This window comes from Streptomyces sp. NPDC016469 (assembly GCF_040632905.1).
Taxonomy (GTDB): domain Bacteria; phylum Actinomycetota; class Actinomycetes; order Streptomycetales; family Streptomycetaceae; genus Streptomyces.
Genome location: NZ_JBEYCQ010000006.1, coordinates 31,228 through 57,368, shown reverse-complemented (window position 1 = coordinate 57,368; position 26,141 = coordinate 31,228). Strand labels below are relative to the sequence as shown.

Below are 26,141 nucleotides of genomic sequence, written 5' to 3'. Positions count from 1 at the left end.
GACACGGTGGAGCGGACGCTGTGGAGCGGGCATGGGGCACTTGGTTCGCTACGTGATTTAAGAAGTGAAGAAAGGCGGTGTCAAGAGTTTGGTACGGACCACAGGAGTCGAAGTGAGGAACGGGTCCGCACACACCGGCGGCCCGCGGACACGGGTGGCATGTCCGCGGGCCGCCGGTTCAGCCCGCCGCGCGGGCGAGTGCTACTTCTGCCAGCCGACCGTCTCGGGCAGCGGGGTGTAGAAGATCGTCGCGCCGACGTTGGCGAGGCCCTTCTTCACGGCGTACGTGGAGGGCCCGCTGAACAGGGGCAGGAAGGCGTACTCCCGGAGCGCCTTCTTCTCCACCTTGTTCACCGCTGCCGTCTGCTCGTCCAGGTCGGCGATCTCGGTGGTGGCGCGGATCTCCTCGTCCAGGGCGGGGCTGCCGGAGCCGGTGATGTTGGAGTCACGGTCCGAGCAGTAGAAGTCGCACAGATAGCGGGCGCCGAACGGGTCCATGGAACGGTTGCCCGACAGGAAGAGGTCGAACCTGCGCTCGCTGATGGTCTTGGCGAAGTCCGCGTCGTCACCCTTCCGGATGTCGAGGTGGATACCGGCCGGCTTCAGCATCGCGGCGAGGGCCCCGGCGGTGGCCTTGCCGAGCGGGTCGTCGCCCAGGAGGGTGTAGCCCACGTCGAGCTTCTTGCCGTTCTTGGCGCGGACGCCGTCGGAGCCGGGCTTCCATCCTGCCGCGTCGAGCGTCTTCTTCGCCTCGGCCGGGTCGTACGTCAGGACCGCCGACAGGTTGTCCTCGTACCCCTTCTGGAAGCTGTAGAGCACCGCCGAACCGGGCAGCGGCTCCTTGTAGTCGAGCCCTTGGAACTGGATCTTCGCAATCTGGGCGCGGTCGACGCTCTGCTGGATCGCCTTGCGGACGGCCTTCTCGGAGAGGACGGCCGACTTGGTGTTGAAGTACAGCGAGTACTCGAACGGGCTGCCGCCGCTGCGGATTTCCGTGCCCTTGAGGCCCTTGACCTGCTTGAGGCTCTCGGCGTCGACGGCGGAGGTGTAGTCCAGCTGCCCGTTCTTGAAGGCGTTGACCCCCGCCGTGGACTCCAGGTTGACGTACACCCGCTTGTCCAGCTTGCCCTTCCGGCCCCACCACTTGGGGTTGCGGACGAAGGTGATGTTTCCCGAGTGGGTGTCCCACTTCCCGACCGTGTACGGGCCGGCACCCCACTCGGGGTGGGCCTTCTTCACGTACGCCTTGTTGAAGTTCTCGACCGTCGCCGCCTCCGGGTGCAGGAAGGTCGCGAACAGGGTGGACCAGGAGGCGTTGACTCCCTCGAAGGTGATGACGGCCTGCTTGGCGTCCCTGCCCTTCTCGACGGAGGTGATCCGGTCGTAGCCGTCCGTGGAGGAGGCCGCGAACTCCTTGTCCGAGCCGTTGTTGGCCTTCCAAGTGGCTTGGATGGCCCGCCAGTCGATGGGCGTGCCGTCGTTGAAGGCGGCCTTCGGGTTGAGTGTCAGGACGACCTTCTGGTTCCCGCCGTCGACCGTCACCTTCACATCGCTGTAGTAGTCCTTGTTGTACTGCACCTCGCCGGTCGGCGAGTACGTGATCGCGTCGGCGTTGTACCAGCCCCAGACCCGGGACGCGGTCAGCGTGGCATTGACGTTGAAGGGGTTGCCCTGGTCGTCGAAGGTGCCGACGGTGGTGTACGTGCCGCCGTCCTTGATGTTCTCGTACGGCTGCGGGTTGTAGTCGACGGCGGCCGACGCGGCTCTGGGCGCGTCCTTCCCGCCCCCGTCGGAACCGTCGCTCCCGCCGGAGGACTGGCACGCGGTGGCGGCGACGGAGACGGCGGCGATCAGGGCGACGGGCATGGCCAGTCTTGCGCGCATGGCGGAGTGTTCCTTCGGTTTCGAGGGGCTGGGAGGGACGGGGAGAGGAGGTGCCTCAGCCGGCGTGACAGGCGTATGTGTGGCCCGGCCGCCCGGCCACCGGGGAGGCCGCGGGCCGTTCGGTACGACAGCGCTCGCGCACCTCCTCGCCGGCCCGCCGGTACAGCGGGCACCGGTCCACGAAGACGCAGCCGGAGGGCAGGCGGGCGGCGCTCGGCTGCTCGCCCTCCAGGACCACGCGTTCGCGGGTGCGTTCGCGCTTCGGGTCCGGAACCGGGATCGCGGACAGCAGGGCCTGGGTGTACGGGTGCCTGGGGTCGGCGAACAGCGACTCGGTGTCCCCGGTCTCGACGATGTGGCCCAGGTACATCACGGCGATCCGGTCGGAGACGTACCGGACGACGGCCAGGTCGTGGGCCACCACCAGGTAGGCCAGGCCGAGTTCGCGCTTGAGCCGGGCCAGCAGGTTGATCACGCCCGCCTGCACGGAGACGTCCAGGGCGGAGAGCGGTTCGTCCAGCACGAGGAGCCTGGGCTCGGTCGCGAGGGCCCGCGCGATCCCGACGCGCTGGCGCTGCCCGCCGGAGAGCGCGGCCGGGAAGCGGTCGGCGACCGCCTCGTCCAGGCCGACCAGGGCGAGGAGTTCGCGGACCCGGGCCCGGGTGGACACGCGGTCCCGGCCGATCGCGCGCAGGGGTTCGGCGAGCAGTGCGGAGACCGGCAGCCTCGGGTCGAGGGCCCCCATCGGGTCCTGCATCACGATCTGGACGTCCCGGCGCAACTCCCTCAGCCGTGCCGCGGATGCGCGGGACCCGACCTCGGTGCCGACGAGCTCGATCCGGCCGCCCTCGGGCCGCCTCAGCCGCAGGATCTCCAGCAGGGTGGTGGTCTTCCCGCTGCCGGACTCCCCCACCAGGCCCAGGGTCTCCCCGGACCGCAGCTCGAAGCCGACCCCGTTGACCGCGTGCAGCGTGCCGACCCGGCGTTTGAGGACGGCCCCCTTGGTGACCGGGAACGTCTTCACCAGGTCCTCGACCCGGAGGACCACCTCACCGGCGGGCGCGTCGCGCTCGGACGGACCGGACGGCTCCGCCGTCTCCGCACCGCCCGTCGGATCGACCGACCCGGCGGCGATCTCGTCCGCGCGCAGGCAGGCCACGTCCCCGTGCCCGGTGACCGCGCGCAGGGCGGGTTCGTCCGTGCGGCAGGCGTCCAGGGCGACAGCGCACCGGCTCGCGAAGGGGCAGCCGGCCGGAAGGTCCACCAGGGCGGGCGGTTCACCGCCGATCGGGACGAGGGGGCGGCGCACTCCGCTGTCCACGGTGGGCACGGCGGCGAGCAGGCGCGCGGTGTACGGCATCACGGGACGCTCGAACAGGTCGTCCACGCCCGCCCGCTCCACGAACCGGCCCGCGTACATGACGGCCACGTCGTCCGCGTGGCCCGCGACGACGCCGAGGTCGTGGGTAATGAGGACGAGTCCGGCGCCGGTCTCCTTCTGGGCGAGGCGGAGCACGTCCAGGATCTGGGCCTGCACGGTGACGTCGAGCGCGGTGGTCGGCTCGTCGGCGACCAGGACGGACGGCTTGTTGGCGATGGCCATCGCGATGACGACGCGCTGGCGCATTCCGCCGGAGAACTCGTGCGGGAAGGAGGCGGCGCGGGAGCGCGGGTCCGGGATGCCGACGAGGTCGAGGAGTTCGACGGCCTGTTGCCAGGCGGCCCGCTTCGTGAGGTCCTGGTGGACGCGCAGGGCGTCGGACAGCAGCCGGCCCACGGTGAAGATCGGGGTGAGCGCGGACAGCGGGTCCTGGAAGACCATGCCGATGGCGTTGCCGCGCAGTGCGGACAGTTCCTTGTCTGCGAGGCCGAGCAGGTCCCGGCCGTCGAGGAGCACCTGGCCGCCGGTGAGGGCCGTGGGCGGGAGGAGGCCCATGATGCCCATGGCGGTGGCGGACTTGCCGGAGCCGGACTCGCCGACGATGCCCAGGGTGCGGCCGGGCAGCAGGTCGAAGCCGATGCCGCGCACCGCCTCCACGGGGCCCGCCTCGGACGGGAAGGTGATGTGCAGGTCGCGCACCGAGAGGACCGGGGTGACGGCTTCGCCGGGCGGCGGGGCGGTGGGCAGGGTCGTCGCGTGGGTCATCGTCGGACTCCTGCCGCACCGGTCGTGGACGTGGGGTCGAGTGCGTCGCGCAGCCCGTCGCCGACGAAGGTCATCGAGACGGTGAGCAGGACGACCAGCCCCGCGGGGAAGGCGAACAGCCAGGGCGCGCTGGTGACGGCGTTGGCCCCGTCGGCGAGCATCGTGCCGAGCGAGACGTCCGGGGTCTGGACGCCGAACCCGAGGAACGAAAGCGCGGTCTCGCTGAGGACGGTCGCCACGACGCCCAAGGTCAGGTTGACGATGAGCAGCGAACCGAGGTTGGGAATGATGTGGCGCAGGATGATGCGGGCCGGGCTCACCCCCATGAATTCGGCGGCCGTGATGTAGTCCCGTTCCCGCAGCGAGGTCGAGACGGACCAGATGACCCGCGCGGTGGGCATCCAGCCGAACACCGTCAGGACGACGATGAGGACCCGCCAGTCACCGGCGAGCCGGTGGGAGACCAGGGCGAGGATCAGGAAGGACGGCACGACCAGCAGGAAGTGGATGACGGCGAGGGTCGCCTTCTCCACCCGGCCTCCGAAGTACGCGGCGCTGGAGCCGACGACCGCGGCGACGACGACGGTCAGGACGGAGACGCTGACCGCGATGACCAGGGAGCGCCGCAGACCGTGCACGGCCGAGGCGTATATGTCGTTGCCGCCCTGGTTGGTGCCGAACCAGTGCGCGCCGCTCGGTGGCTGGGTGAGGGCGGCGAAGTCGGCGTCGGAGTACGCGTACGGGGTGAGGAGTCCGCCGAACACGCTGAACAGCACGAGCAGGACGAAGATGGCCACTCCGGCGACGGCGAGCCGGTTGCGCAGGAATCGCCGCGCGTAGAGCCGCGCGAGACCGGAGCCGGTGTGCCGGGGTACCGCTTTCGGGGCGGGCTTGATGAGTTCCGTGGGCTGCACGGCCATGTCAGCTCACCCTCACGCGCGGGTCGAGGAAGACGGTGGCGATGTCCGCGAGGATCGCGCCGATCGCGGTCAGGGCGGCGGCGAAGGCGGCCGTGGCCACTGTGCCGTGGATGTCGTTCTTGCTGATGGTCTGGATGAAGTAGCGGCCCATGCCGTTCCAGCCGAAGATCGTCTCGGTGATGACGGCACCGGTGAAGATCGCCGGGATGCTGAACGCCACGGAGGTGGCCGTCGGGATGAGCGCCGTACGCAGGGCATGCCGGCGGATCGCCTTGGCGCGGGTGAGTCCGGTGGCGCGGGCGGTGCGGACGTAGTCGGCGTTGAGGGTGTCGAGCAGCAGCGAACGCTGCGTCAGGTGGTAGCCCACGTAGCCCATGAGCGTCAGGGTGAGGGTGGGCAGGATCAGGTGCAGCAGGCGGTCGCCGATGGTGGGGAGCAGCCCTTCGACGTTCGGTGAGTTCTCGCCGGCGACGTAGAGGAAGTGCAGCCCGGCGTGCTGGTTGAGCCAGATCGCGACGAAGACCACGGCGAGCGCCGCGACCGACGTGGGGACGTTGAACACGGCGATGGAGATCGCCTGCGAGACCCTGTCCGCCCAGCCGTACTGCCGGGACGCCGTGAAGACGCCCAGAGTGACGCCGATGAGGACGGAGAGGAGCGTCGCCATGACGACCAGTTCGGCGCTGACGAGCGAGCGGTAGCCGATCTCGCCGTTGACGGAGACACCGGTGGGCGACATGCCCCAGTCGAAGCGGGTGACGACGGCGGTGAGCCAGTCCCACCACCGCTGCACCAGCGGCACCGACGGGTCCAGGTTGTACGGCGCGAGCGCCCGGTCGATCTGGGCCTCTGAGCGGACGGGCCGCAGTTCCTTGAAGTTCGACCGGGGGTCGAGAAACCAATTGGCCAGGAAGTATGTGGCGTTGGTCGCCACCACGATCATCAGGAGCCAGCCCGCCGCCTTGCGCGTCACATGGCGCAGCACGGGTGGCACCTCCTCGCGCACAGGGGACGCGCCATGGGGGTGCGGGGTCTGGGGGGCGTTTGCATGCGCGGTGGCGCTTTCTGGGGGTGGGAGAACGTGTGCACGAACGTGCCGGGCTTCAGCCTGGTCGGCGGTCCGATGCCCGCGCCAGACCCACGCGGGTCCCGCCACGATCTCGCAATACCGCCGTATCAAACAGCCAGGACAGATCATGATTTCTACGCAATCGCTCCTCGCCTGATGCCGGACCGGTCATCCGGCGATCGGCGGACTATTCCGCGCGGCGGTGACGTTGTGCCTGGTCGGAGCCGTCACGAAGGTGAGCGGGCCGCACGGAAGTGGAGGCAGGGCTGTGCACGGTGAGTACAAGATCCCCGGCGGCAAGCTGGTGGTGGTGGACCTGGAGGTCGAGGGCGGCGCCCTGCGCGACGTCCGGGTGGCCGGTGACTTCTTCCTGGAGCCGGACGAGGCGATCCTCGCGATCGACGCGGCCCTGGAGGGAGCCCCGGCGACCACCGACACGGTGGCCCTCGCGGCCCGGATCGACGCGGCGCTGCCCGAGTCGACGGTGATGCTCGGCCTCACGTCGGAGGGTGTCGCCGTCGCCGTACGCCGGGCGCTGGCGCAGGCGACGGAGTGGAGCGACTACGACTGGCAGCTCATCCACGACGCCCCGCAGTCCCCGGCCCTGCACATGGCCCTGGACGAGGTCATCACGGCGGAGGTCGCGGCGGGCCGGCGCCCGCCGACGCTGCGGGTGTGGGAGTGGGACGCCCCGGCGGTGATCATCGGCAGCTTCCAGTCGCTGCGCAACGAGGTGGACGCCGAGGGCGTCGAGCGCCACGGCGTCACCGTCGTCCGGCGGATCTCCGGGGGCGGGGCGATGTTCGCGGAGCCGAGCTCCACGATCACGTATTCGCTCGCGGTGCCCCAGTCCCTGGTCTCCGGGCTCTCCTTCGCGGACAGTTACGCGTACCTGGACGACTGGGTGCTCGAAGCCCTCGGGGACATGGGCATCAAGGCGTGGTACCAGCCGCTCAACGACATCGCCACCGAGGTCGGCAAGATCGCCGGGGCCGCGCAGAAGCGCGTGGTCGGCCCGGACGGTGGCCCGGGCGCGGTGCTGCACCACGTGACGATGTCGTACGACATCGACGCCGACAAGATGCTGGACGTGCTGCGCATCGGCAAGGAGAAGATGTCGGACAAGGGCACGAAGAGCGCCAAGAAGCGCGTGGACCCGCTCCGCCGGCAGACCGGCCTGCCGCGCCAGGCCGTCATCGAGCGGATGATCGAGTCCTTCCGCAACCGGCACGGGCTGACCCGGGGCGACGTGACCCCGGAGGAGCTGGCCCGCGCGGAGGAACTGGTCCGCACGAAGTTCTCCGACGACGAGTGGACGGCCCGGGTGCCCTAACCCGGGCGCGGCGGCCAGTGGTCCTGCCAGCGCAGATCCGCCTCCAGCTGGGCCGCCAGCGAGACGAGCCGTTCCTCGCCGCGGGACGGGCCGAGGAGCTGGGCGCCGACCGGGAGGCCGCCGGGGGTGAAGCCCGCCGGGACATTGACACCGGGCCAGCCCAGCACGTTCCACGGCCAGGCGTACGGGCACGCCTCGGTCATCGCCACATCGGTGCGCCAGGCGCTCAGCCCGTCGAACCGGCCGATCCGGGGCGGCGGCATCGCGGTCGTCGGGGTCAGCAGCACATCGAATCCGGCGCCGCCGCGTCCGTGGTGGAACAGCGCCCCGATCCGCCGGTGCTGGTGCACCTCGCGTGCCCGGGCCGCCCGCACCACCCTGCCGCCCAGCCGGGTGCCGGTGCGCAGTGCGCTGCGGGTGCGCGCGTCCAGGAGCGCCGGTTCGGGGTGCAGGGCGGCGAGCTCGGCGATGCCGGCCGTGGCGCGGGGCACGAAGCCGAGGCCGATGAGCCCGTAGCGCGGCCGGGCCTCCTCGACGTGGTGGCCGAGCCGGGCCAGCGCCTCCGCGATCGCGGTGACCGCGCGGCGCACGTCCGGGTGGGGTGCCGTGCCGGTGAGGGTGAGCGGGGGCCGCCAGGCGAGCGCGATGCGCAGCCTCCCGGGGTCGCGGCGGGCGGCGGCCGAGGCGTCGACGGGCGGCGGGCGGTGCGGGTCCCCGGGGTGCGGCCCGGCGACGGCGTCGAGGAGGAGCGCGGCGTCCTCGACGGTCCTGGCCAGCGGTCCGTTGACGGTGAGGCCCTGGAACGCGTCGCTGTGCGGGTGCACCGAGATCCGGCCGCGCTGCGGTTTGATGCCGACCAGGTGCGTCCAGGCGGCCGGGATGCGGACGGACCCGGCGCCGTCCGAGCCGAGGGCGGCGGGCACCAGACCGGCGGCGACGGCGGCGGCCGAGCCCCCGGACGAGCCGCCCGGGGTGTGGTCGGTGTTCCAGGGGTTGCGGGTGGCCCCGAACGCGGCGCCCTCGGTGAACGGCCACTGGCCCAGCTCGCAGGAGTTGGTCTTGCCGACGATCACGGCCCCGGCCGCGCGCAGCCTGCGTACGGCCTCGCTGTCGGCGGCCGCCGCGGCCCGCTCCCCGGCGCAGCCGAAGTACGTGGGCATCCCGGCGACGTCCGTGTCGTCCTTGACGGCGACGGGCACCCCGAGCAGCGGCAGCCGCTCCCCCGCCGCGAGCCTGCGGTCGGCCTCGGCGGCCTCGGTGAGCGCGGCCTCCGCGCGCAGGTGGCGGAAGGCGTTGAGGGTGCCCCGGCTCGCCTCGATCCGGGCCAGCGCGGCGGTGACGAGTGCGGTGGAGGTGGTCCGGCCGTCCGCGAGGGCCCGCACACTGTCGGCGAGCCCGCGCGGGGGCGGCTCGTCCACGGCCCGAGCCGGGTCCGGCAGAGGTTCTTCGGCCGTTCGGGTGGTGCGGGCTGAGGACATGGGCGGCTCGCCTCCTCGTACCGTCAGGTGCGTGCGTGCACCCTGTCCGCGCGAGCGGACTTACTGGAGGGTAACGAGTGGGCGCGCCGCCCTCAACCGTTCGGAAGGACGCGCTTACGGCCGCACGCTGATCTCGCCGATGCCCGTGCCGAGGCCGGCGCAGTGCGCGGTGGACTGGCCGGACTGGCCCGGGGCGAGGGTGACATGCTCGCCGTCCACGTCGGGGGACCAGCCGCAGACCAGGTGCACCCAGAAGGTCTGGGTGGTGGAGCCGTTGTTCCGGCACAGCGCGTAGCCGGTGTAGTCGTCCACGGCGTGCTTGCCCGTGTCGCAGGACAGGCCGGGCGGCGTGGCGGCGGCCGGGGACGCGACGGCGAGGCCGCCGGCCACGGCGAGGGCCGTGGACAGGCCGGTGACGGCGGCGCGGCGCAGCACGGTGCGGGACAGGTTCCCCAGGGTCTTCTTCATGGTGCCCTTTCGGTGGTGACCGCCCGTGACCGCCGGGGCGGCACGGGGACGGTCGCGTTCGACTCCGGCGCGGGCGGATGCCGGAGCGGACCGCCCGCGGTCTGCCTAACCGGCGGCGCCGGAAAACGTCACGCTGTGTAGACGCCGCCGGGGGGCGGCGCTCCGGGGGCACCTGCGTCGAACGGGCGGCGTTCACTCCCCCGGCGTACGCTCGACGGGACCGGACCGCAGTCGTCCGGAAGCCCCCACGACCCTTCGCACCGAGGAGGCGACGTGACCGGTTCCGTACTCGGCACCCGCCCGGCCGCGTGGGCCGCCGCGTTTCTGATCGGCGCCGGCGGTACCGGCGTCCTCGGGGGCGTGGCCCACGCGGAGGACATCGACCATCTCACCGCCCAGCAGATCGCGGACCGCTCCCGGGACGCGCTGCTCGGCGCGGAGTCCCTGCACGTGTCCACCCGGGGCGATCTGGGCAAGGGCACCCCGTCCATGTCCCTGGACCTGGCCGTGGACCGGCACGGCAACTGCAACGGTTCGGTGGACCTGGGCCGGAGCCAGGGCTCGGTGCTGATCGTCAAACGCGGTGACGACGTGTGGCTGAAGCCGGACGCGGACTTCTGGAAGAACCAGGTGCCCAACGGCGGTTCGGCCTTCGCGGCGATCGTCGGCGACCGCTATCTGAAGGCTCCCGCCGACAGCCCCCGGCTGCGCGGTCTGACGAAGACGTGCGACCTCGACACGTTCCAGAAGCTCGTCAGCGACAACGCGAACGATGACACGGGCACCCTCAACAAGGGCCCGAAGACCACCATCGGCGACACGTCCGTGATCCCGCTGACCCGGATGCGCGGTGACATGACGCTGACGGTGGACGTGGCGGCGACCGGCAAGCCCTATCCGCTGCGGCTCTCGCTGCACGGCGGGAACGGCACGGACGCGGTGGTGAACCTCTCGGACTTCGATCGGCCGGTGCCGAAGAACACGCCGTCACCGGCCGATTCGTACGACGTCAGCGCCCTGCTGAGCCGGACCTCCGCCCCGTCGTGACCCCCGCCATCAGGGCCACGTACACGACGAGTGAGGCCGCAAGGCCCACTGCCCAGCCGTAGTCCGCGAGCGGCTTCAGGAACGGGACGACTCCGTCGGAGGGGAACGGGCCCTCCCCCGGCTTCGAGTGGGAGCCGCCGGTCGCGAGGACACCGCCGACCACGAACGCGGTGACGGCCCGCCAGTTCCAGCCGCCCGTGTACCAGTAGCGCCCGCCGGGCCGGTAGAGGTCGGCGAGATCGAGCACCGTGCGGCGGACGATCCAGTAGTCGGCGATCAGGATGCCCGCGACCGTACCGAGCAGGCCGCCGACCAGACCGAGCCAGGTGAAGATGTACAGCTCCGGCGTCTCGGTGAGCTTCCACGGCATGATGACGACGCCGACGACCCCGGTGATCAGCGCGCCGGTACGGAAGCTGATGAACTTCGGCGCGAGGTTGGCCAGGTCGTACGCGGGTGAGACGACGTTGGCCGCGATGTTGACGGAGATGGTCGCGACCAGGACGGTCACCAGCGCGTAGAGGAGTCCGAAGACGTTGTCGGTGTGGGCGACGAGCTCGACCGGGTCCCAGACGGCCTTGCCGTAGACGGCCTGGGAGCCGGAGGTGACGAGCACCGAGAGCAGCGCGAACAGGGTCATCGTCGTCGGCAGCCCGAGCGACTGGCCCCGGATCTGGGCCCGTTGGCCCGCCCCGAAGCGGGTGAAGTCGGGGATGTTCAGGGAGAGCGTGGCCCAGAAGGCGATCATGCCCATCAGCGACGGGAAGAAGACGGGCCAGAAGTCCTTGCCCCAGCCGAGCCTCGACGGCTGGTCGAGCAGCGGACCGAGGCCTCCGGCCTTCACCGCGATCCACACGAGGAGCACCAGCGCGCCGACGATGACGAAGGGCGCCGCCCAGTTCTCGAACCGGCGCAGCGCGTCCATCCCCCGGTAGATGATGGCGAGTTCGAGCGCCCAGAAGAGGACGAAGCACAGCCAGAGCGTCCAGGGCTGCCCGCCGATCTCGGACGCCTCGGCCCAGCCGCCGAACACCTTGCCCAGCAGCGTGAAGATGCCGACGCCGCCGATCCAGGTCTGGATGCCGAACCAGGCGCAGGCGACCGCCGCCCGGATCAGGGCCGGCAGATTGGCGCCGCGCAGCCCGAACGAGGCCCGCGCCAGCACCGGGAAGGGGATGCCGTACTTGGGTCCGGCGTGGCCGGTGAGCAGCATGGGCCCGAGCACGATCAGGTTGGCGAGCGCGATGGTGAGGACGGCCTGTTTCCAGTCCATGCCGAGGGCGACGAGACCGGAGGCGAGCAGCCAGGACGGGATGTTGTGGGCCATGCCGACCCACAGGGCGGTGAAGTTGTACGTGGTCCAGACGCGCCGCGCCAGCGGGACGGGAAGCAGGTCCGCGTTGACGAAGCGGTTGTCGTCGGGGACGGCGCCGGCGGCGAGCTCGACGCGGTCGGAGTGGTCGGCCGGTATGGGGTCCGGTGAGGGAGAGGGTGACGGGGGTGCGGTCGATGTCATGGCGGCTGGACCCTTCGCTCGGGGCGGTGCCGTGCGGGCGGGCGGGACGCGGGGGGGTTGTGTACGACCGGAGTTGCGGGCGAACCGGGACGGGCGTTCAGCCGGTGAGCGCGGGGATGACGGCGGAGCCGTAGGCCTCGATGGTGGCCTCGCGGGCGTCGTGCATGTTGTACACCGCGAACTGGTCGACGCCCAGCCCCTTGAGGTGCCTCAGCCTCTCCACGTGGGCGGCGGCCGGGCCGAGCAGGCAGAAGCGGTCCACGATGGCGTCGGGGACGAACGCGGTGTCGGGGTTCCCGGCGCGCCCGTGGTGGCTGTAGTCGTAGCCCTGCCGGTCCTTGATGTACGCGGTCAGCTCGTCGGGGACCAGGCCCGAGTGCTCGCCGTACCGGGCGACGAGGTCGGCGACGTGGTTGCCGACCATCCCGCCGAACCAGCGGCACTGGTCCCGGGCGTGGGCCAGGGCCTCGGGCGAGTCGTCGTCGGTGACGTAGGCGGGGGCGGCGACGCAGATGGTGACCGAGTCCGGGTCGCGTCCGGCCCCGGCCGCCGCGTCCCGTACCGCCTTGATCATCCACTCGGTGAGGTAGGGGTCCGCGAGCTGGAGGATGAAGCCGTCGGCCTTCTGCCCGGCGAGCGCGAGGGCCTTGGGGCCGTAGGCGGCCATCCAGACGGGGAGCTTTCCGTCCTTGATCCAGGGGATCCTCAGCGTCTGTCCGTCGATGTCCGCCTCGCGGCCCTCCGCCAGGTCGCGGATGACGTCGATGGCCTCGCCGAGCCGGGCCAGGGTGTTGGGGGCGCGCCCGGCGACGCGCATCGCGGAGTCGCCCCGGCCGATCCCGCACACGGTCCGGTTGCCGTACATGTCGTTGAGGGTGGCGAACGTGGAGGCGGTGACCTCCCAGGTGCGGGTGCCCGGGTTGGTGACCATGGGGCCGACGGTGAGCCGGTCGGTGTGTTCCAGGATGGCGCTGTAGATGACGAAGGGCTCCTGCCAGAGCACCGCCGAGTCGAAGGTCCAGCCGTAGCGGAAACCGTTGCGTTCGGCGCGGCGCATCAGGCTGATCACGGCCGATGCGGGCGGGTCCGTCTGGAGGACGAGTCCGAAGTCCATGCCCGTTGCTCCTAGTTCAGGTACTGACAGGTGGCGCGTGGGGTGTAGCTGCCGTGGCCGGCACGGCCGGTGTACGTGCGGTTGTCGATGACGACCTCACCGCGCGAGAGCACGGTCTCGACCCGGCCGGTGAGCCGCTTGCCCTCGTAGGCCGAGTAGTCGACGTTCATGTGGTGAGTGGCGGCGGAGACGGTCTGCTCGGCCGCCGGGTCGTAGACGACGATATCCGCGTCAGCACCGGGGGCGATCGTGCCCTTCTTCGGGTAGAGGCCGAACATCCTCGCCGGGGACGCGCAGGCGATCTCGATCCAGCGGCGGCGCGAGATGCGGCCGTCGACCACCGCCTGGTGCAACAGGTCCATGCGGTTCTCGACGCCCGGCATGCCGTTGGGGATCTTCGAGAAGTCGCCCCGGCCCATTTCCTTCTGCCCGGAGAAGCAGAAGGGGCAGTGGTCGGTGGAGACGACCTGGAGCTCGTTGTTGCGCAGCCCGCGCCACAGGACCTCCTGGTGCTCGCGGGGCCGCAGCGGCGTGGAGCAGACGTACTTGGCGCCCTCGAAGTCCGGTTCCGCAAGGTTGTCGGTGGACAGGAAGAGGTACTGCGGGCAGGTCTCTCCGAAGACCGGCTGCCCCCTGTGGCGGGCGGCGGCGATCTCCGCGACGGCCTCGTCGGCGGAGACGTGCACGACGTACAGCGGTGCCCCCGCGACCCGGGCGAGCTGGATCGCGCGGTGCGTGGCCTCCGCCTCCAGCGCCACCTTGCGTACGTCGCCGTGGTAGCGGGGATCGGTGCGCCCGGCGGCGAGGGCCTGCTCCACCAGGACGTCGATGGCGATGCCGTTCTCCGCGTGCATCATGATCAGGCCGCCGTTGGACTCGGCCCGCTGCATGGCGCGCAGGATCTGCCCGTCGTCGCTGTAGAAGACACCGGGGTACGCCATGAACAGCTTGAAGGACGTGATGCCTTCGCCGACCAGGAGGTCCATCTCCTTGAGCGAGGACTCGTTCACGTCGGCCAGGATCATGTGGAAGGCGTAGTCGATCGCGCAGTTGCCGTCCGCCTTGGCGTACCAGGCGTCCAGCCCCTCGCGCAGGGAGCGGCCGACGGACTGGATGGCGAAGTCCACGATGGTGGTGGTGCCGCCCCAGGCCGCCGCCCGGGTGCCGGTCTCGAAGGTGTCGGCCGCGTAGGTGCCGCCGAACGGCATCTCCATGTGGGTGTGCGCGTCGACACCGCCCGGGATGACGTACTTGCCGGTCGCGTCGATGGTCCGGGCGGCGGTCCAGCCGGCCGCCTCGTCGCTGTCGTGGGCGGCGAGCGCGGCGATCCGGCCACCGTCGACGAGGACGTCCGCGTGCATCTCGTCCGACGCGGTGACGACCAGGCCGCCGCGGATGACGGTACGGCTCATGGGTACCCCTCCTCGTTGTACTGGTGGAGCGCGGGTGCGGGGCCCGGCCCCGCACCCGCGTGCTTGCCGGCTCAGCCCACCGCGCGCAGCGCGTCGGCGAGGATGTCCGCGCCCTCTTCCGCCTCGGGGATCGCGAGCGAGAGGGGCGGGGCGATGCGCAGGACGCTGGTGTTGTGGCCGCCGCCCTTGCCGATGAGCAGGCCGCCCTCGCGCGCCGCCTCCAGGACGGCCGCGGCCGCCTCCGGGTCGGCCTCGTCGGTGCCGGGCCTGACCAGCTCGATGCCGATCATCAGACCCCGGCCCCGCACCTCGCGCACCCGCGTCGAGGCGGCACCGATCATGCGCAGCCGCTCGATGAGCAGGCCGCCGACGCGGCGGGCGTTGCCCTGGAGATCGTGTTCCAGGAGGTACGAGAGGTTGGCGAGGCCGGCAGCCATGGTGACCGGTGAACCGCCGAACGTGGAGATGGAGTTGGCGTCCAGGCAGTTCATGACCTCGGCGCGGGCGACGACGCCGCCGATGGACATGCCGTTGCCGATGCCCTTGGCGAAGGTGAGGATGTCCGGCGGCCCGTTCTGGGCGTGGGCCTGCCAGCCCCAGAAGTGTTCGCCGGAGCGCCCCCACCCCGTCTGCACCTCGTCGGAGATCCAGAGCACGCCGTGCCGGTTCAGCACCTCGCGGAACGCGCCGTAGAGCCCGTCGGGTGGTGAGGTGAAGCCGCCGACGCCCTGGATGGGTTCGGCGATCAGGGCGGCGGGGGTGCGGGTGTGGCCGAGCAGGTCCTCCAGGTCCGCGACGCAGGCGGCGGTGAACTCCGCGTCGCTCAGGTGCGCGTAGGGGCCCCGGGTGCGGACGCCGCCGTGCACGTACAGGGTCTGGAGCGGCGAGAGACTGGTGGGCGACCAGGCGTTGTTGCCGGTGATGGAGACCGCGGAGAAGGACCGGCCGTGGTAGCTGTTGCGCATCGCCAGGATCTGGTTCGACCGGCGGTACGTGGTGGCCAGGAGCAGGGCGGTGTCGTTGGCCTCGGTGCCGGAGGTGGTGAAGAAGACCCGGGCGTCGGGGATGCCGGAGAGCGAGGCGACGCGTTCGGCCAGCTCGATCATCGGCCGGTTGAGGTAGAGCGTCGAGGAGTGGATGATCCGGCCGGCCTGCTCGCTGACGGCCTTGGTGACCTCGGGCAGCGCGTGGGCGGTCATGGTGGTGAGGATGCCGCCGAAGAAGTCGAGGTAGCGGTTGCCGTCGGCGTCCCAGACGTGGCGGCCCTCGCCGTGCGTGATCTCCAGCGGGTGGCGGTAGTAGAGGGCGAGCCAGTCGGGGCTGACGGCGAGGTGGCGGTGGTGGAGGCTGCTCACGGCTCGACCAGCCCCTCGTACGCGTCCGGCCGACGGTCCCGGTAGAACGCCCACTGCTGCCGGACCTCCTCGATCAGCCCGAAGTCCAGGTCGCGGACGACGAGTTCCTCCTCCTTGTCACTGGCGACGTCACCGACGAACTGACCGCGCGGGTCCACGAAGTAACTGGTGCCGTAGAAGTCGTTGTCGCCGTACTCCTCCTGGCCGACGCGGTTGATCGCGGCGATGAAGTACTCGTTGGCGACGGCGGACGCGGGCTGTTCCAGCTGCCACAGATGGGCGGAGAGGCCGCGCGAGGTGGCGGACGGGTTGTACACCAACTGCGCTCCGCCGAGACCCAGTTGCCGCCAGCCCTCGGGGAAGTGCCGGTCGTAGCAGATGTAGACGCCGACCTTGCCGACGGCGGTGTCGAAGACCGGCCAGCCGGCGTTGCCGGGTTTGAAGTAGTACTTCTCCCAGAAGCCCTTGACCTGCGGGATGTGGTGCTTGCGGTACTTGCCGAGGTAGGAGCCATCGGCGTCGATCACGGCGGCGGTGTTGTAGTAGAAGCCGGACTGCTCCAGTTCGAAGACCGGAACGACGATCACCATGCCGGTCTCGCGGGCCAGTTCCCGCATCCGCCGTACGGTCGGCCCGTCCGGCACCGCCTCGGCCCAGCGGTAGTGCTCGGGCTCCTGCACCTGGCAGAAGTAGGGGGCGTTGAACACTTCCTGGAAGCCGATGATCTTCGCACCCTGCCGGGCGGCCTCGCGGGCGTGCTCCTCATGCTTGGCGATCATGGATTCGGTGTCGCCGGTCCAGGTCGCCTGGACGAGTGCGGCGCGTACGACGTGGGACATGAGCTGCTCCTTCGACGCGGCGTCAGAGAGCCTCTTCGTGCTTCTACGCCCGTAGACACGTGCGTAGGGGAGAACGTAAGCCCCGCCACACGGCGGGGCAAGACCATCGCCGTGAACCAGCTGAGTCGATCATGTTTCACACCCGTGCGGGCCAGCGCCCAGCGCGCCGGGGCGTCAGAGGGTGATGGCGATCCCCGTGTGCGGGCGCTTGCCGAGCCGGACGATCATCGCGGGGTAGTCGAGCAGCCAGTACTTCCAGGTGTACTTGCGGCCTATCGCGCGGCGCACGGCGGCCGTCTCCCGCTCGCCGAGCAGCCTGGCGGTGCCCTCGGCGCTCGGGGCGCCCTCCTCGGTCCGCCCGCGCACATCGCAGACGGTGACGCGGACCCGGTTGTCGTTGCGCAGCCGCTTGACCTTCCAGGAGTCGGTCTTGGTCCAGACGAGCAGTTCACCGCCGTCGGCCACCGCCCAGACGGGGGTGGCCACGGGCGTCCCGTCCTTGCGGTACGTGGTCAGGCTGACGTACTCGCTGCGCGCGAAGTCCTGGAGGCTCATGGCCCCCAGACTATGCGCGCGGGCGCAAGCGGGGCGCGAGTCCGGCACTATCCGGCGAGCGGTACCGACGCCGGTTCCGGGGCGCAGCGCAGCAGGAGTTCGTCCATGGAGAGGCCGAGCGCGCCGGCCAGGGCGGCGACGGTGAAGAACGCGGGGGTGGGGGCGCGGCCGGTCTCGATCTTCCGCAGGGTCTCTGCGGAGATACCGGCGTGGGCGGCGATGTCGGTCATGCTGCGGGCACCGCGTGCCTCGCGCAGCAGCAGGCCGAGCCGTTCGCCGCGCAGGCGCTCTTCGGGAGTCAGGGGGGTGCGGACCATGCCGTCATTCTAATACCGCCCGGGCCCTGATACCGCTCGGACCGGTATAGTAATTGCGGTATTGTAATTGGCATGGTGCAACTCAAGACGGACACATCCATCGAAGCCATGCGTGCGACCGGCCGCGTCGTCGCCCGCATGCTCACCGCCGCCCGGGAGGCCGCCGACGCCGGCGTCTCGCTGCGTGAACTGGACGAGGTGGCGCGCGGGGTGCTGCGCGAGGCCGGCGCCGGCTCGCCCTTCCTGGGCTACCGGCCGCACTTCGCCCCGGTCCCCTTCCCCGCGGTCATCTGCGCGTCGGTCAACGACGCGATCGTGCACGGCATCCCGACGGACTACCGGCTGCGCGACGGCGACCTGGTCAGCATCGACGCGGGCGCCACGCTGGACGGCTGGGCCGGCGACTCGGCGATCAGCTTCACCGTGGGCCGCGCCCGCCCCGCCGACACCCGGCTCGTCGACACCGCGTACAAGGCCCTGGCGGCGGGCATCGCGGCCGCCACCGTGGGCAACCGGATCGGCGACATCGCGCACGCCATCGGCACGGTCTGCCGCACCGCGGGCTACGGCATCCCCGAGGGGTTCGGCGGGCACGGGGTGGGCCGCGAGATGCACGAGGACCCCGGGGTGCCCAACGAGGGCCGCCCGGGGCGCGGGATGCCGCTGCGCCACGGCATGGTGCTGGCCATCGAGCCGATGCTGATCGGGGGTGGCGTGGACACGTACCGCGCGGACCGCGACGGCTGGACCCTGCGCACGACGGACGGCAGCCGGGCCGCACACGCCGAGCACACGGTGGCGATCACGGACGACGGTCCGCGCATCCTGACCGCGCTCTAGGTGTACTGCCCTGTGAGGTGGGGGACGCGGCTGGCGGGTGGTTTGCCTGCGAGTGCGGTGTGTCCGCGGTGGTGATTGTAGGTGTGCAGCCAGGCGGGACGTCCCCGAGCGATACGGCCCAGGGGACCGGATCTACGGCCTCCCGCCGGTGGCAGCGTGACGGCACCTGGAAGCGGATCCTGGAGCAACTCCCGATCCAGGCCGACGCTCAGGGTCTGATCACCTGGGACGTGAGCGTGGATTCGGCTGTCTGCCGCGCCCACCAGCACGCCGCCGGCGCGCGTAGAAGAGGGATGCGCGAGCCGCCCGGCGAGATCTGCACCGAGCCCGACGACCATGGCCTCGGACGCTCCCGAGGCGGCCTGACCACCAAGATCCACCGGCACGATCGGCGTTGTCGAGCGGGCGCTGATGAATCCGGAGCGCGCCGGACCCGGCCCTGCGCGAGGAGGCGCGGCGCGGTGGTGGAGCCGAGCGGAGCGGCCATGCTCTCGCTGGTCCATGCGACGCATTGCGGCCCCTACCAGGGAGAGCTAGCGTTGCGTACACAGATCAATTGCGTGTCGCTGGTTCCTCGCGGCAAGAATGCGCGCAGTGGGCGCAGGCTCGCCCATCACTGCACATCTATTCCCCATTTCTGGTTTACGGTGGCCCGTCTGGTCGCCAGCGCAGATCCCTGCCCTCCGCAGACTCGGACCAAGGCGACTGGAGGCCACCCACGTGAGCGGAAAGAAGATTCCCGAGGACGCGATTCCGACCGCACCCGCGACGGCACCCACGCCGTCGTATTACGCGCAGAACGCGCCGTTCCCGTCCGAAAACCCGTGGTGGCCGGACAGGACCCAGAACGAGTACGCGATGACGTTCGTCAACGACTCGGGGGAAAGCGCGTTCGGGCCCTGGAGCTCCTGGGGCGGCAGCGGCTACGCACTGGCCTGTCTCGTCGACCTGGCGACCGATCCCGAGGGGACGGCGACCCAGCGCAACATCTACCGGCGTTCGCAGACCGAGGGGTGCGACGTCCAGCCCGCCGTTCTCGTCGGCACCCTGGACGACAACACCACGACGGAGTTCCAGGAGGAAGAGCCGCCGCCCCCGACCGCGGCCCAGGTGGCTCTGGCGCTCACGAACATCGAGAACGAGATGGACTGGCTGACGAACCTCCACAGCTACTTTCAGGACATCATCCAGGACGTCTACTCCCACCTGTCCGAGGACGGGTCGACCGACCCGGGCGAGTCCTTCGTCGCCAATCTGATCGACGACGCGCTCTGGGGCATCGGCGGCGTGGATTTCAAAGGCAACGCCTTCTTCTCGGCGGCGGTGGCGAACATCTTCTGGGGGTATGTCACCGAAACTCCGCCGACCCTCCAAGGAGTCATGGGCGGTGTGTGGGACCGGTTCTACCAGAACTTCCTCCAGGCGGAGCACGACCTCTCCGTGATCCACGACGACGTGGCCGGGAACTGGAGCACGACCTGGACGAACCCGAACACCGGGGAGACGGCCACGGCCTGGACGATGGCCTCGCCCGAACTCGCCGTGCCCGACAAGTACAGCGAGGCATTCCAGGGTATGACCGACGATGCGGTCGCGGCCTACAAGGTGTCGCTCACCAAGACCTTGCTGCCCGTGAGGTGGTTCGTGCTTCCCGCCGACGTCAGTCATTTCGTCGAGAGCGGCGACTACACATCACCCGCCGACTACATCGAGAACATGCTCAGCCAGAGCGGAGACACCTTCGACGCCTACTACCTCACCTGGCAGACGGACACGGACACGGTCTATTCACAGCAGGGCATCGACATCTGCGAGAACTACCTCGGAACCGGTCCGGACGACTGGTACACCGCCGAGAGGGCGCCGGACGATCTGAGCAACTGGCTGTTCCAGGACGACGGCTACGGCCGGATCACCAACCCGCTCGGTGTAGCCACCCGTCACGACGTGTTCTGCAACTGGGGTCTCCAGAACAGTCTGCCGACGTCGGCTCCGAACTGTGGCCCATTCGGTTCGATGGCACAGACGCGGCACGTGCAGATCGCCGACATCGACGCGGAGCGGCGCAAGGCCCGAGAATGGCACAAGCTGTTCAAGCACACGGACAGGCAGGTCATCGAGCGCCGGCTGATCGAGCGGGCACAGGCCGACCCGGCGTTCCTCCGCGCGTTGGTGAGGGAGCCGAAGGAGACCATCGAGGCGTTCCTCGGGCTGCCGATCCCGGCCGGTGTCGAGTTCGAGGTGGTTCAGGAGAGGCCGGGCCGCTTCCGGATGGTGCTGCCGTTGCGGTTCTCGCTGGAGGGATCCCTTGCGGATTCCGCTCACGAGACCAGGGCAGCATAGGGGCGGGCCGGCCGCAAGGGAGTCGGCGGCGCAGTGGGAGAGTTACGCGGGCGCACCTGGGCGTCGCCGTCCGCACCGGCATTCGCTGTCCCACTACGCGGTTGCGATGCCGCGCTCCACCGCGTGGCGCTCCTTGAGTGCTGCTTGTCGAGGGCCGGCGGCCGGCCGCCTCGGGAGCCGAGCTTCTTGCGGTTGCTTATCTGATCGGCCTTCCGCAGGCCGACGCCTTGGCCGGCAGGTCGGCCGCCCCCATAGCGGCTTCCCGGTGACGGGCCAAAGCGGGCGAGGGTCTGGACGGTGCGCCCGGGCAGGCGCCCGGTGGGTCCGCGCCATCACGGCGAGCGGCACGGCCGGCGGGCCGGGGCGGCGAGGGCGCGGGCCGGGTCCCCCGCCACCGCGAAGGTGACGGGGGCCGGTGTGCCGGCGGTGAGCAGCGCGGCACCGGAGGCCGTGACGAGGGCAAGCGTTCGCATACGCACTGGGGGGCGCCCTTCTGGCGAGGAGATCGTCGTGCCGTGCCCCCCTTGTGAAGGTGTGCGGTCAGGGCCGCCCGCTCGGCCTCACCACCATCGCCGAGCCGCCGCCCCGCCGTTCCTTCTCGGCCGCGGCCAGCCACCGCCCGTCGGGCAGCCGCTGTACGCCGGTGGCCGCGCCGATCTCCGGGTTGAGCTTGAAGACGTGGCCGAGGGATTCCAGCTTCGGCCGCAGCGGGCTGTTCCAGAGCGCCGGTTCCAGCTCGGTCGCCGGGGCGTTGCGCTGGCTGGCCCGGGGCGCGGCGATGGCGTCGACCAGCGGCAGCCCGCGGTCCAGCTTGCCGGTCAGCGTCTGGAGCACGGTGGTGATGATGGTCGCGCCGCCGGGTGAGCCCAGGGCGAGGACCGGCTTCCCGTGCCGGAGCACGATGGTCGGCGAGATCGAGGAACGCGGGCGCTTGCCGGGGCCGGGGAGGTTGGGGTCGTGGACGGCCGGGTCGGCCGGCGCGAAGGAGAAGTCGGTCAGCTCGTTGTTGAGCAGGAAGCCGCGTCCCGGCACGGTGATCCCGCTGCCGCCGGTCTGCTCGATGGTCAGGGTGTACGCGACGACGTTGCCCCACTTGTCGGCGGTCGTCAGGTGCGTGGTGTTCTCCCCCTCGTACGTGGTCGGCGCGGCCTTGCCCGTGGACCGGCAGGCCCCGGGGTGGCGCGGATCGCCCGGGGCGAGCGGGCTGGTCAGCACCGCGTCGTCCTTGATCAGGCACTCCCGCGCGTCCGCGAACTCCTGACCGAGCAGCTGCTTCGTCGGCACGTCCTCGAACGCGGGGTCGCCGACCCAGCGCCCCCGGTCGGCGAACGCGATGCGGCTCGCCTCGATGTAGCGGTGCAGGTACTGGGCCTCGCTCGCCCGCGAGAGGTCCGTGGACTCCAGGATGTTGAGCGCCTCGCCCACCGTCGTGCCACCGGACGAGGACGGCGCCATGCCGTACACGTCGAGCCCCCGGTAGTTCACCTTCGTCGGTGCCCGGTGCAGCGCGCGGTAGGAGCGCAGGTCCTTCGCGGTCAGGTCGCCGGGCCGGACGACCCGGTCGGACGCCGGATCGACGGGCGGGTTGCGTACGGTCCGTACGACGTCGTCGGCGAGTTCGCCCCGGTAGAGCTCGTCCACGCCCTCGCGGCCGACCTCCTCGTAGGTGCGCGCCAGGTCCGGGTTCCTGAGGACCGAGCCGACCTCGGGGAGCTTTCCGCCGGGCAGGAACAGTTCGCGGGTGGCCGGGAAGTCCCGGAACCGCTCCTCGTTCCCGGCCGTCTGCGAGCGGAACGTTTCGTCTACGACGAAGCCGTCCCGGGCGATCCGCTCGGCGGGCTTGAGGACCTGCCGGAGCGACGTGCTGCCCCAGGCGTTCAGGGCGGTGTCCCAGGTGGCGGGGGTGCCGGGGGTGCCGACGGCGAGCCCGCTGGTCACGGCGTCGGCGAAGGCGAGCGGCTTGCCGTTCTCCAGGAAGAGCGAGGAGTCGGCGCTGCGCGGTGCGGTCTCGCGGCCGTCGATGGTGCGGACCGTGCGGCTGCGGGCGTCGTAGTAGACGAAGTAGCCACCGCCGCCGAGCCCCGCCGAGTACGGCTCGGTGACGCCGAGCGCGGCGGCCGTGGCCACGGCTGCGTCGACCGCGTTGCCGCCCTTGCGCAGCACCTCGATACCGGCGGCCGTGGCGTCCGCGTCGACGCTGGAGACCGCTCCCCCGTACCCCACAGCGACGGGTGACTTGGGTGGTGGCGCCGAGGGGTGGGCGGACGAGGAAGGGGCGGCGGCCCCGACCGACACGACGGCGGCCAGGATCGCCGTCAACGACACATTTCGCCTGATGGAACGTCGCATGCGCAACCTCCGGTGAAGGATCGTCCGCGCAGGGTAACGCCCTCCCGGCCGCCCCGTCAGGACCGCCTCGGACGTGAGGCCGAATGCCCGCTAACATGCCCGCCCATGACTGACGACGTACGCAACATCGTGCTGGGCGTGATAGCCGCCGGCATCAGCGCCGCCCTCGGCTGGCTCGCGCGCACCTATCTGTGGCGCCGCAGGCTCCGCCGCAAGCAGGCGTTCTTCGGGCTGCCGGGGAACTCCGAGTGCCTCCTCGTCGTCAACCGCGACGCGGGCGGCGACGGCTCGGTCCACCGCCACGACGTCTTCGCCCTGCTGGAGCTGTCCGCGCTGATTAAGGACTGCGAGGCGCACGCCCAGATCCTGTCCCACGACATCGCACAGCAGGGCATCGGCGAGCGGACCGAATTCTGCGTCGGCGGGCCGGTGTCGAACCGCCGGATGGCCGCGCACCTGCACTCGCTGCTGCCCGGGGTGCGGATCAACACCGATCCGGAGCCCGGCCCCGACCGGGGCGCCTTCCAGATCGGCTCGGAGCGCTACCGGGTCGAGAAGGGCGTCAGCGAGTACGTGCTGCTGGCCCGGCTGACGACCGGTCAGGATGCCAGACCGGTCTTCCTCTTCTGCGGCCAGCAGGCCATCACCAACCAGGCCGCCACCCGCTACCTGGCCCGCAACCACGAACGCCTGGCCCGCAAGCACGGCAACAGCACCTTCTGCCTGCTCCTGAAGGTGGTCAACTCCCAGGCGTACGGCCCCGACGTGGTCGAGCTCGTCGCGGATGTCACCCGCGCGGCCCAGGCCCCGGTCCCCGCGCCGCGCACCTCGCACCGCGCGGGCACCTGAGCCGCCGTGCGGCGCGGACCGGCGGCGGCTACTGACCGAGGCCCTGTGCGGTCCGCTCGCCTCCGCGCATCCGCCGGCGCAGCCCGCCGAGCATCGGCATGGTCAGACCGGCGAAGAGGAAGAGGACGGCGAGCCCGCTGAGTGCCGGGCTCACCGCCTCCTCGACGTCGAGCGACCAGGGGCTGCCGAGTGCGTGGCAGACGAGGTACGACCCCTTGGACATCGTGTAGCCGACGCCCAGGACGGCCGCGAAGGCACCCAGGGTGAAGCCGGCACCGCTCCAGGGGCGGGTGGTCCGGCAACGGCGTGCGGTACGGCCGCACATGAAGGCGAGTTCGCCGCAGGTGATCAGTACGTAGAAGAGGTAGACGAGCAAGTAGGCGGTCACGGATGAGTGGTCGGCGTACGCCGTGGTGAACTCGACGTCCTGGCCGTTCGTGGCGAGGAAGAGCGGCACCATGACGGCCAGGACGACGACGGCCACGCATATGCGCTGGTACATGGCGGCCCGCAGGTACTCCGGACGGTAGGCCAGGTCCACCATCGTCATCTGCAGTGCCGCGCACCAGAGGATGGCGCAGACGTGGGCCACCAGCTTCCCCGCGTTGTCCAGGCCGGTGATCTCCTCGGCCGTCCTGGCGACCGCGGGTACCGCGAAGAAGACGCCCACGGTGCACACACCGAACGCCACGGCGATTAACCACGTGAACGCGCGCGGGTGACGCATGGCTCTCCGGGCGCAGAGCACGGTGACGATCACCCCTGCGACGGTGCAGGCGCCGAATATCATGCCGTCCATCAGAGACCTTCCAATGCATCGGCCGCGTACTGGGCGGCTTCGGTTTCGGTGCGCCGTCGTCGGGCCCGCTTCGGCTTCCCGGCGCTCGGTCCGTCGTCCGGCACGGGAGGGAGGCCGAGGGCCTTCCGCCGGTCTTCCAGATGTGCGGCCACCTTGCGGACCTCGCTCTCCGGCAGGTCGCTCAGCAGAACGAGCAGGCGGCGGGCGAGAGGGTCCTCGAAGGCTTCGAGTGCCGCGAGATCGTCGTAGCCGGCGTGCGGCAGCAGATAGGCCGGCGGCACGTCGCCGAGAGCCCGGCACAGGGCGAGGACCGTCTTGATCGTCGGGTTGTCCTGCTGGCCGCCGGCGAGCTTCGCGATCAGCGCGAACGACGTCGTCGCGGGCGGGTCGGGCAGCTCCTCGACGGCCTGCGACAGGGTGCGGGAGACGAATGCCCTGCCCCGCGCGTCCCTCCGCTGGGCCATGAGCGACTTCAGCTTGTGCGCCAGGGAGTGCGGTCGTGCGTGCCGCCCTTCGTCGGCAGCGCCCCCACAGGGCTCTCCCTCGTCACGGCTCGCACTCACGTGGTGTTCTCTCTCGCCCTCATCGATCTTGCTCTTGTGTACTTTAGTTGACACGCTGTCGGACGCAAGGGCAGGATCGCGGCATCGGCAGACTCTGGAAACCGGCCGCAGCGGCCGCCGAGAGGAGCGCCACTTGAGGCAGCACGGCTTACCCGCCCCGGTGATCGATACCGGCCGGCCTCACTCCGCAAGGATCTACGACTACCTGCTCGGCGGCAAGGACAACTACCGGGTGGACCAGCAGGCCGGCGACGACCTCGTCGCCGCCGCGGCCCAGGAGCGCGCCGCCGCCCGGGCCAACCGTGCCTTCCTGGAGCGCGCCGTCCGCCATGTCGTCGGGGCGGGCCTGCGGCAGGTCCTCGACATCGGCACCGGGCTGCCCCATTCCCCCAACGTGCACGAGGTGGCCCTCGAAGCGTCGTCCGACGTGCGCGTCGCCTACGTCGACAACGACCCCATCGTCGTCGCACACGCGGACGCCCTGCTGCGCAGCTCCGACACGATCGGCGTCGCGCTCGCCGACCTCCGCGACCCGAGGGCCGTCGTGGAGCACCCCCACGTCCGCGACGTCATCGACTTCGACCGGCCCCTCGCGCTGCTCCTCACCTCCGTGCTCCACTTCCTCACCGACGCGCAGCGGCCCGGACAGGTCGTCGCCACCCTGCGCGACGCGCTCCCGGCCGGCAGCTGTCTGGTGCTCTCGCACGCCACCGGCGACTTCGCCGACTGCAGCGCGGCACGCGCGGTCTACGAGACCGCGACCACGCCCCTCACTCCGCGCTCCCACACCGAGATCGAGAAGTTCTTCGACGGTTTCGAACTCCTCGCGCCCGGCCTCGTTCCCGTCCCGTCCTGGCGACCGGATGCACCTTCCTCGGCGCGACCGGCCACGATCGGCATCTACGGAGCGGTCGCCCGCAAAGCCGGCTGAACGGCGCAAGCGCG

General features: G+C 70.9%; 23 protein-coding genes and 2 pseudogenes. 7 read left to right on the top strand and 18 right to left on the bottom strand.

Annotated features, from left to right (window positions below):
* Nucleotides 1–201: 201 nt before the first annotated feature.
* The 4 genes from ABZ565_RS08420 to ABZ565_RS08405 are packed head-to-tail and all read right to left on the bottom strand — an operon-like array spanning nucleotide 202 to nucleotide 5,935.
* Nucleotides 202–1,884, bottom strand: a complete 1,683-nt coding sequence (locus ABZ565_RS08420) for an ABC transporter family substrate-binding protein (RefSeq protein WP_361022059.1) — start codon at nucleotides 1,882–1,884, stop codon at nucleotides 202–204.
* Between the two features lie 55 nt (nucleotides 1,885–1,939).
* On the bottom strand, nucleotides 1,940–4,030 hold the full coding sequence (locus ABZ565_RS08415; RefSeq protein WP_361022056.1) for an ABC transporter ATP-binding protein: 2,091 nt from the start codon (nucleotides 4,028–4,030) through the stop codon (nucleotides 1,940–1,942).
* Complete coding sequence (locus ABZ565_RS08410; RefSeq protein ID WP_361022053.1) at nucleotides 4,027–4,950, bottom strand: ABC transporter permease; 924 nt, start codon at nucleotides 4,948–4,950, stop codon at nucleotides 4,027–4,029. The genes ABZ565_RS08415 and ABZ565_RS08410 overlap by 4 nt, the downstream gene beginning before the upstream one ends.
* A 1-nt stretch (nucleotide 4,951) precedes the next feature.
* Nucleotides 4,952–5,935 carry an ABC transporter permease gene (locus ABZ565_RS08405; protein WP_361022050.1) on the bottom strand — a complete coding sequence of 328 codons (984 nt, stop codon included), beginning with the start codon at nucleotides 5,933–5,935 and terminating at the stop codon, nucleotides 4,952–4,954.
* A 352-nt stretch (nucleotides 5,936–6,287) separates the two neighbouring features.
* Between ABZ565_RS08405 and ABZ565_RS08400 the strand changes: the two genes are divergently transcribed.
* Nucleotides 6,288–7,352, top strand: a complete 1,065-nt coding sequence (locus ABZ565_RS08400; RefSeq protein WP_361022047.1) for a biotin/lipoate A/B protein ligase family protein — start codon at nucleotides 6,288–6,290, stop codon at nucleotides 7,350–7,352.
* On the opposite strand, the gene ABZ565_RS08395 is transcribed toward ABZ565_RS08400, so the two are convergent.
* Nucleotides 7,349–8,830: an amidase gene (locus tag ABZ565_RS08395; RefSeq protein ID WP_361022044.1), complete on the bottom strand. Its 1,482-nt coding sequence runs from the start codon at nucleotides 8,828–8,830 to the stop codon at nucleotides 7,349–7,351. The two genes, ABZ565_RS08400 and ABZ565_RS08395, sit on opposite strands and share 4 nt — an antisense overlap.
* Before the next feature lie 114 nt (nucleotides 8,831–8,944).
* Entirely contained in the window at nucleotides 8,945–9,298 is a 354-nt protein-coding gene (locus tag ABZ565_RS08390) for a hypothetical protein (protein ID WP_361022041.1), read from the bottom strand.
* 273 nt (nucleotides 9,299–9,571) lie between these two features.
* Between ABZ565_RS08390 and ABZ565_RS08385 the strand changes: the two genes are divergently transcribed.
* Nucleotides 9,572–10,345 carry a hypothetical protein gene (locus tag ABZ565_RS08385; RefSeq protein WP_361022038.1) on the top strand — a complete coding sequence of 258 codons (774 nt, stop codon included), beginning with the start codon at nucleotides 9,572–9,574 and terminating at the stop codon, nucleotides 10,343–10,345.
* Here the strand turns inward: ABZ565_RS08385 and ABZ565_RS08380 are convergent.
* The 7 genes from ABZ565_RS08380 to ABZ565_RS08350 form a co-directional block, all read right to left on the bottom strand.
* Nucleotides 10,308–11,861 (bottom strand): NCS1 family nucleobase:cation symporter-1, encoded by a 1,554-nt coding sequence (locus ABZ565_RS08380; RefSeq protein ID WP_361022035.1) that lies wholly within the window; start codon nucleotides 11,859–11,861, stop codon nucleotides 10,308–10,310. The genes ABZ565_RS08385 and ABZ565_RS08380 overlap by 38 nt on opposite strands.
* Nucleotides 11,862–11,958: 97 nt before the next feature.
* Nucleotides 11,959–12,975, bottom strand: coding sequence for a TIGR03842 family LLM class F420-dependent oxidoreductase (locus ABZ565_RS08375; protein WP_361022033.1), 1,017 nt, complete (start codon nucleotides 12,973–12,975; stop codon nucleotides 11,959–11,961).
* An 11-nt stretch (nucleotides 12,976–12,986) separates the two neighbouring features.
* Nucleotides 12,987–14,387: a dihydropyrimidinase gene (gene hydA, locus ABZ565_RS08370; protein WP_361022030.1), complete on the bottom strand. Its 1,401-nt coding sequence runs from the start codon at nucleotides 14,385–14,387 to the stop codon at nucleotides 12,987–12,989.
* 71 nt (nucleotides 14,388–14,458) lie between these two features.
* Nucleotides 14,459–15,742 carry an aspartate aminotransferase family protein gene (locus tag ABZ565_RS08365; RefSeq protein WP_361022027.1) on the bottom strand — a complete coding sequence of 428 codons (1,284 nt, stop codon included), beginning with the start codon at nucleotides 15,740–15,742 and terminating at the stop codon, nucleotides 14,459–14,461.
* A complete protein-coding gene (locus ABZ565_RS08360) occupies nucleotides 15,739–16,581 on the bottom strand; it encodes a nitrilase-related carbon-nitrogen hydrolase (RefSeq protein ID WP_361022024.1) in 843 nt (280 codons plus the stop codon). Before ABZ565_RS08360 ends, ABZ565_RS08365 begins: the two co-directional genes overlap by 4 nt.
* Nucleotides 16,582–16,755: 174 nt before the next feature.
* Nucleotides 16,756–17,136: a PPOX class F420-dependent oxidoreductase gene (locus ABZ565_RS08355; RefSeq protein ID WP_164402002.1), complete on the bottom strand. Its 381-nt coding sequence runs from the start codon at nucleotides 17,134–17,136 to the stop codon at nucleotides 16,756–16,758.
* A gap of 47 nt (nucleotides 17,137–17,183) precedes the next feature.
* Nucleotides 17,184–17,453 (bottom strand): helix-turn-helix transcriptional regulator, encoded by a 270-nt coding sequence (locus ABZ565_RS08350; protein ID WP_164402001.1) that lies wholly within the window; start codon nucleotides 17,451–17,453, stop codon nucleotides 17,184–17,186.
* Between the two features lie 72 nt (nucleotides 17,454–17,525).
* On the opposite strand from ABZ565_RS08350, the gene map reads away from it, so the two are divergent.
* Entirely contained in the window at nucleotides 17,526–18,293 is a 768-nt protein-coding gene (map, locus tag ABZ565_RS08345) for a type I methionyl aminopeptidase (RefSeq protein WP_361022020.1), read from the top strand.
* Here map and ABZ565_RS08340 read toward each other — a convergent pair.
* A pseudogene (locus tag ABZ565_RS08340) lies at nucleotides 18,290–18,391 on the bottom strand (IS481 family transposase); the annotation flags it as partial. The gene map and the pseudogene ABZ565_RS08340 overlap by 4 nt on opposite strands.
* Nucleotides 18,392–18,526: 135 nt before the next feature.
* Between ABZ565_RS08340 and ABZ565_RS08335 the strand changes: the two are divergent.
* Both ABZ565_RS08335 and ABZ565_RS08330 read left to right on the top strand, forming a co-directional pair.
* A pseudogene (locus ABZ565_RS08335) lies at nucleotides 18,527–18,673 on the top strand (IS5/IS1182 family transposase); the annotation flags it as partial.
* 340 nt (nucleotides 18,674–19,013) lie between these two features.
* A complete protein-coding gene (locus ABZ565_RS08330; RefSeq protein ID WP_361022017.1) occupies nucleotides 19,014–20,636 on the top strand; it encodes a hypothetical protein in 1,623 nt (540 codons plus the stop codon).
* 332 nt (nucleotides 20,637–20,968) lie between these two features.
* On the opposite strand, the gene ABZ565_RS08325 is transcribed toward ABZ565_RS08330, so the two are convergent.
* Together ABZ565_RS08325 and ggt are read right to left on the bottom strand one after the other, a co-directional pair.
* Complete coding sequence (locus ABZ565_RS08325; RefSeq protein ID WP_361022014.1) at nucleotides 20,969–21,109, bottom strand: hypothetical protein; 141 nt, start codon at nucleotides 21,107–21,109, stop codon at nucleotides 20,969–20,971.
* A gap of 67 nt (nucleotides 21,110–21,176) precedes the next feature.
* Nucleotides 21,177–22,985: a gamma-glutamyltransferase gene (ggt, locus tag ABZ565_RS08320; RefSeq protein WP_361022011.1), complete on the bottom strand. Its 1,809-nt coding sequence runs from the start codon at nucleotides 22,983–22,985 to the stop codon at nucleotides 21,177–21,179.
* A 105-nt stretch (nucleotides 22,986–23,090) separates the two neighbouring features.
* Between ggt and ABZ565_RS08315 the strand changes: the two genes are divergently transcribed.
* The gene (locus tag ABZ565_RS08315; RefSeq protein WP_361022008.1) at nucleotides 23,091–23,834 is read left to right on the top strand and encodes a hypothetical protein; all 744 of its coding nucleotides are present in this window, start codon (nucleotides 23,091–23,093) and stop codon (nucleotides 23,832–23,834) included.
* A 28-nt stretch (nucleotides 23,835–23,862) separates the two neighbouring features.
* On the opposite strand, the gene ABZ565_RS08310 is transcribed toward ABZ565_RS08315, so the two are convergent.
* On the bottom strand, nucleotides 23,863–24,633 hold the full coding sequence (locus ABZ565_RS08310) for a hypothetical protein (RefSeq protein WP_361022005.1): 771 nt from the start codon (nucleotides 24,631–24,633) through the stop codon (nucleotides 23,863–23,865).
* Nucleotides 24,633–25,097, bottom strand: coding sequence for a hypothetical protein (locus tag ABZ565_RS08305; protein ID WP_361022002.1), 465 nt, complete (start codon nucleotides 25,095–25,097; stop codon nucleotides 24,633–24,635). Before ABZ565_RS08305 ends, ABZ565_RS08310 begins: the two co-directional genes overlap by 1 nt.
* Before the next feature lie 232 nt (nucleotides 25,098–25,329).
* Between ABZ565_RS08305 and ABZ565_RS08300 the strand changes: the two genes are divergently transcribed.
* The gene (locus ABZ565_RS08300) at nucleotides 25,330–26,127 is read left to right on the top strand and encodes an SAM-dependent methyltransferase (RefSeq protein ID WP_361022000.1); all 798 of its coding nucleotides are present in this window, start codon (nucleotides 25,330–25,332) and stop codon (nucleotides 26,125–26,127) included.
* Nucleotides 26,128–26,141 lie beyond the last annotated feature (14 nt).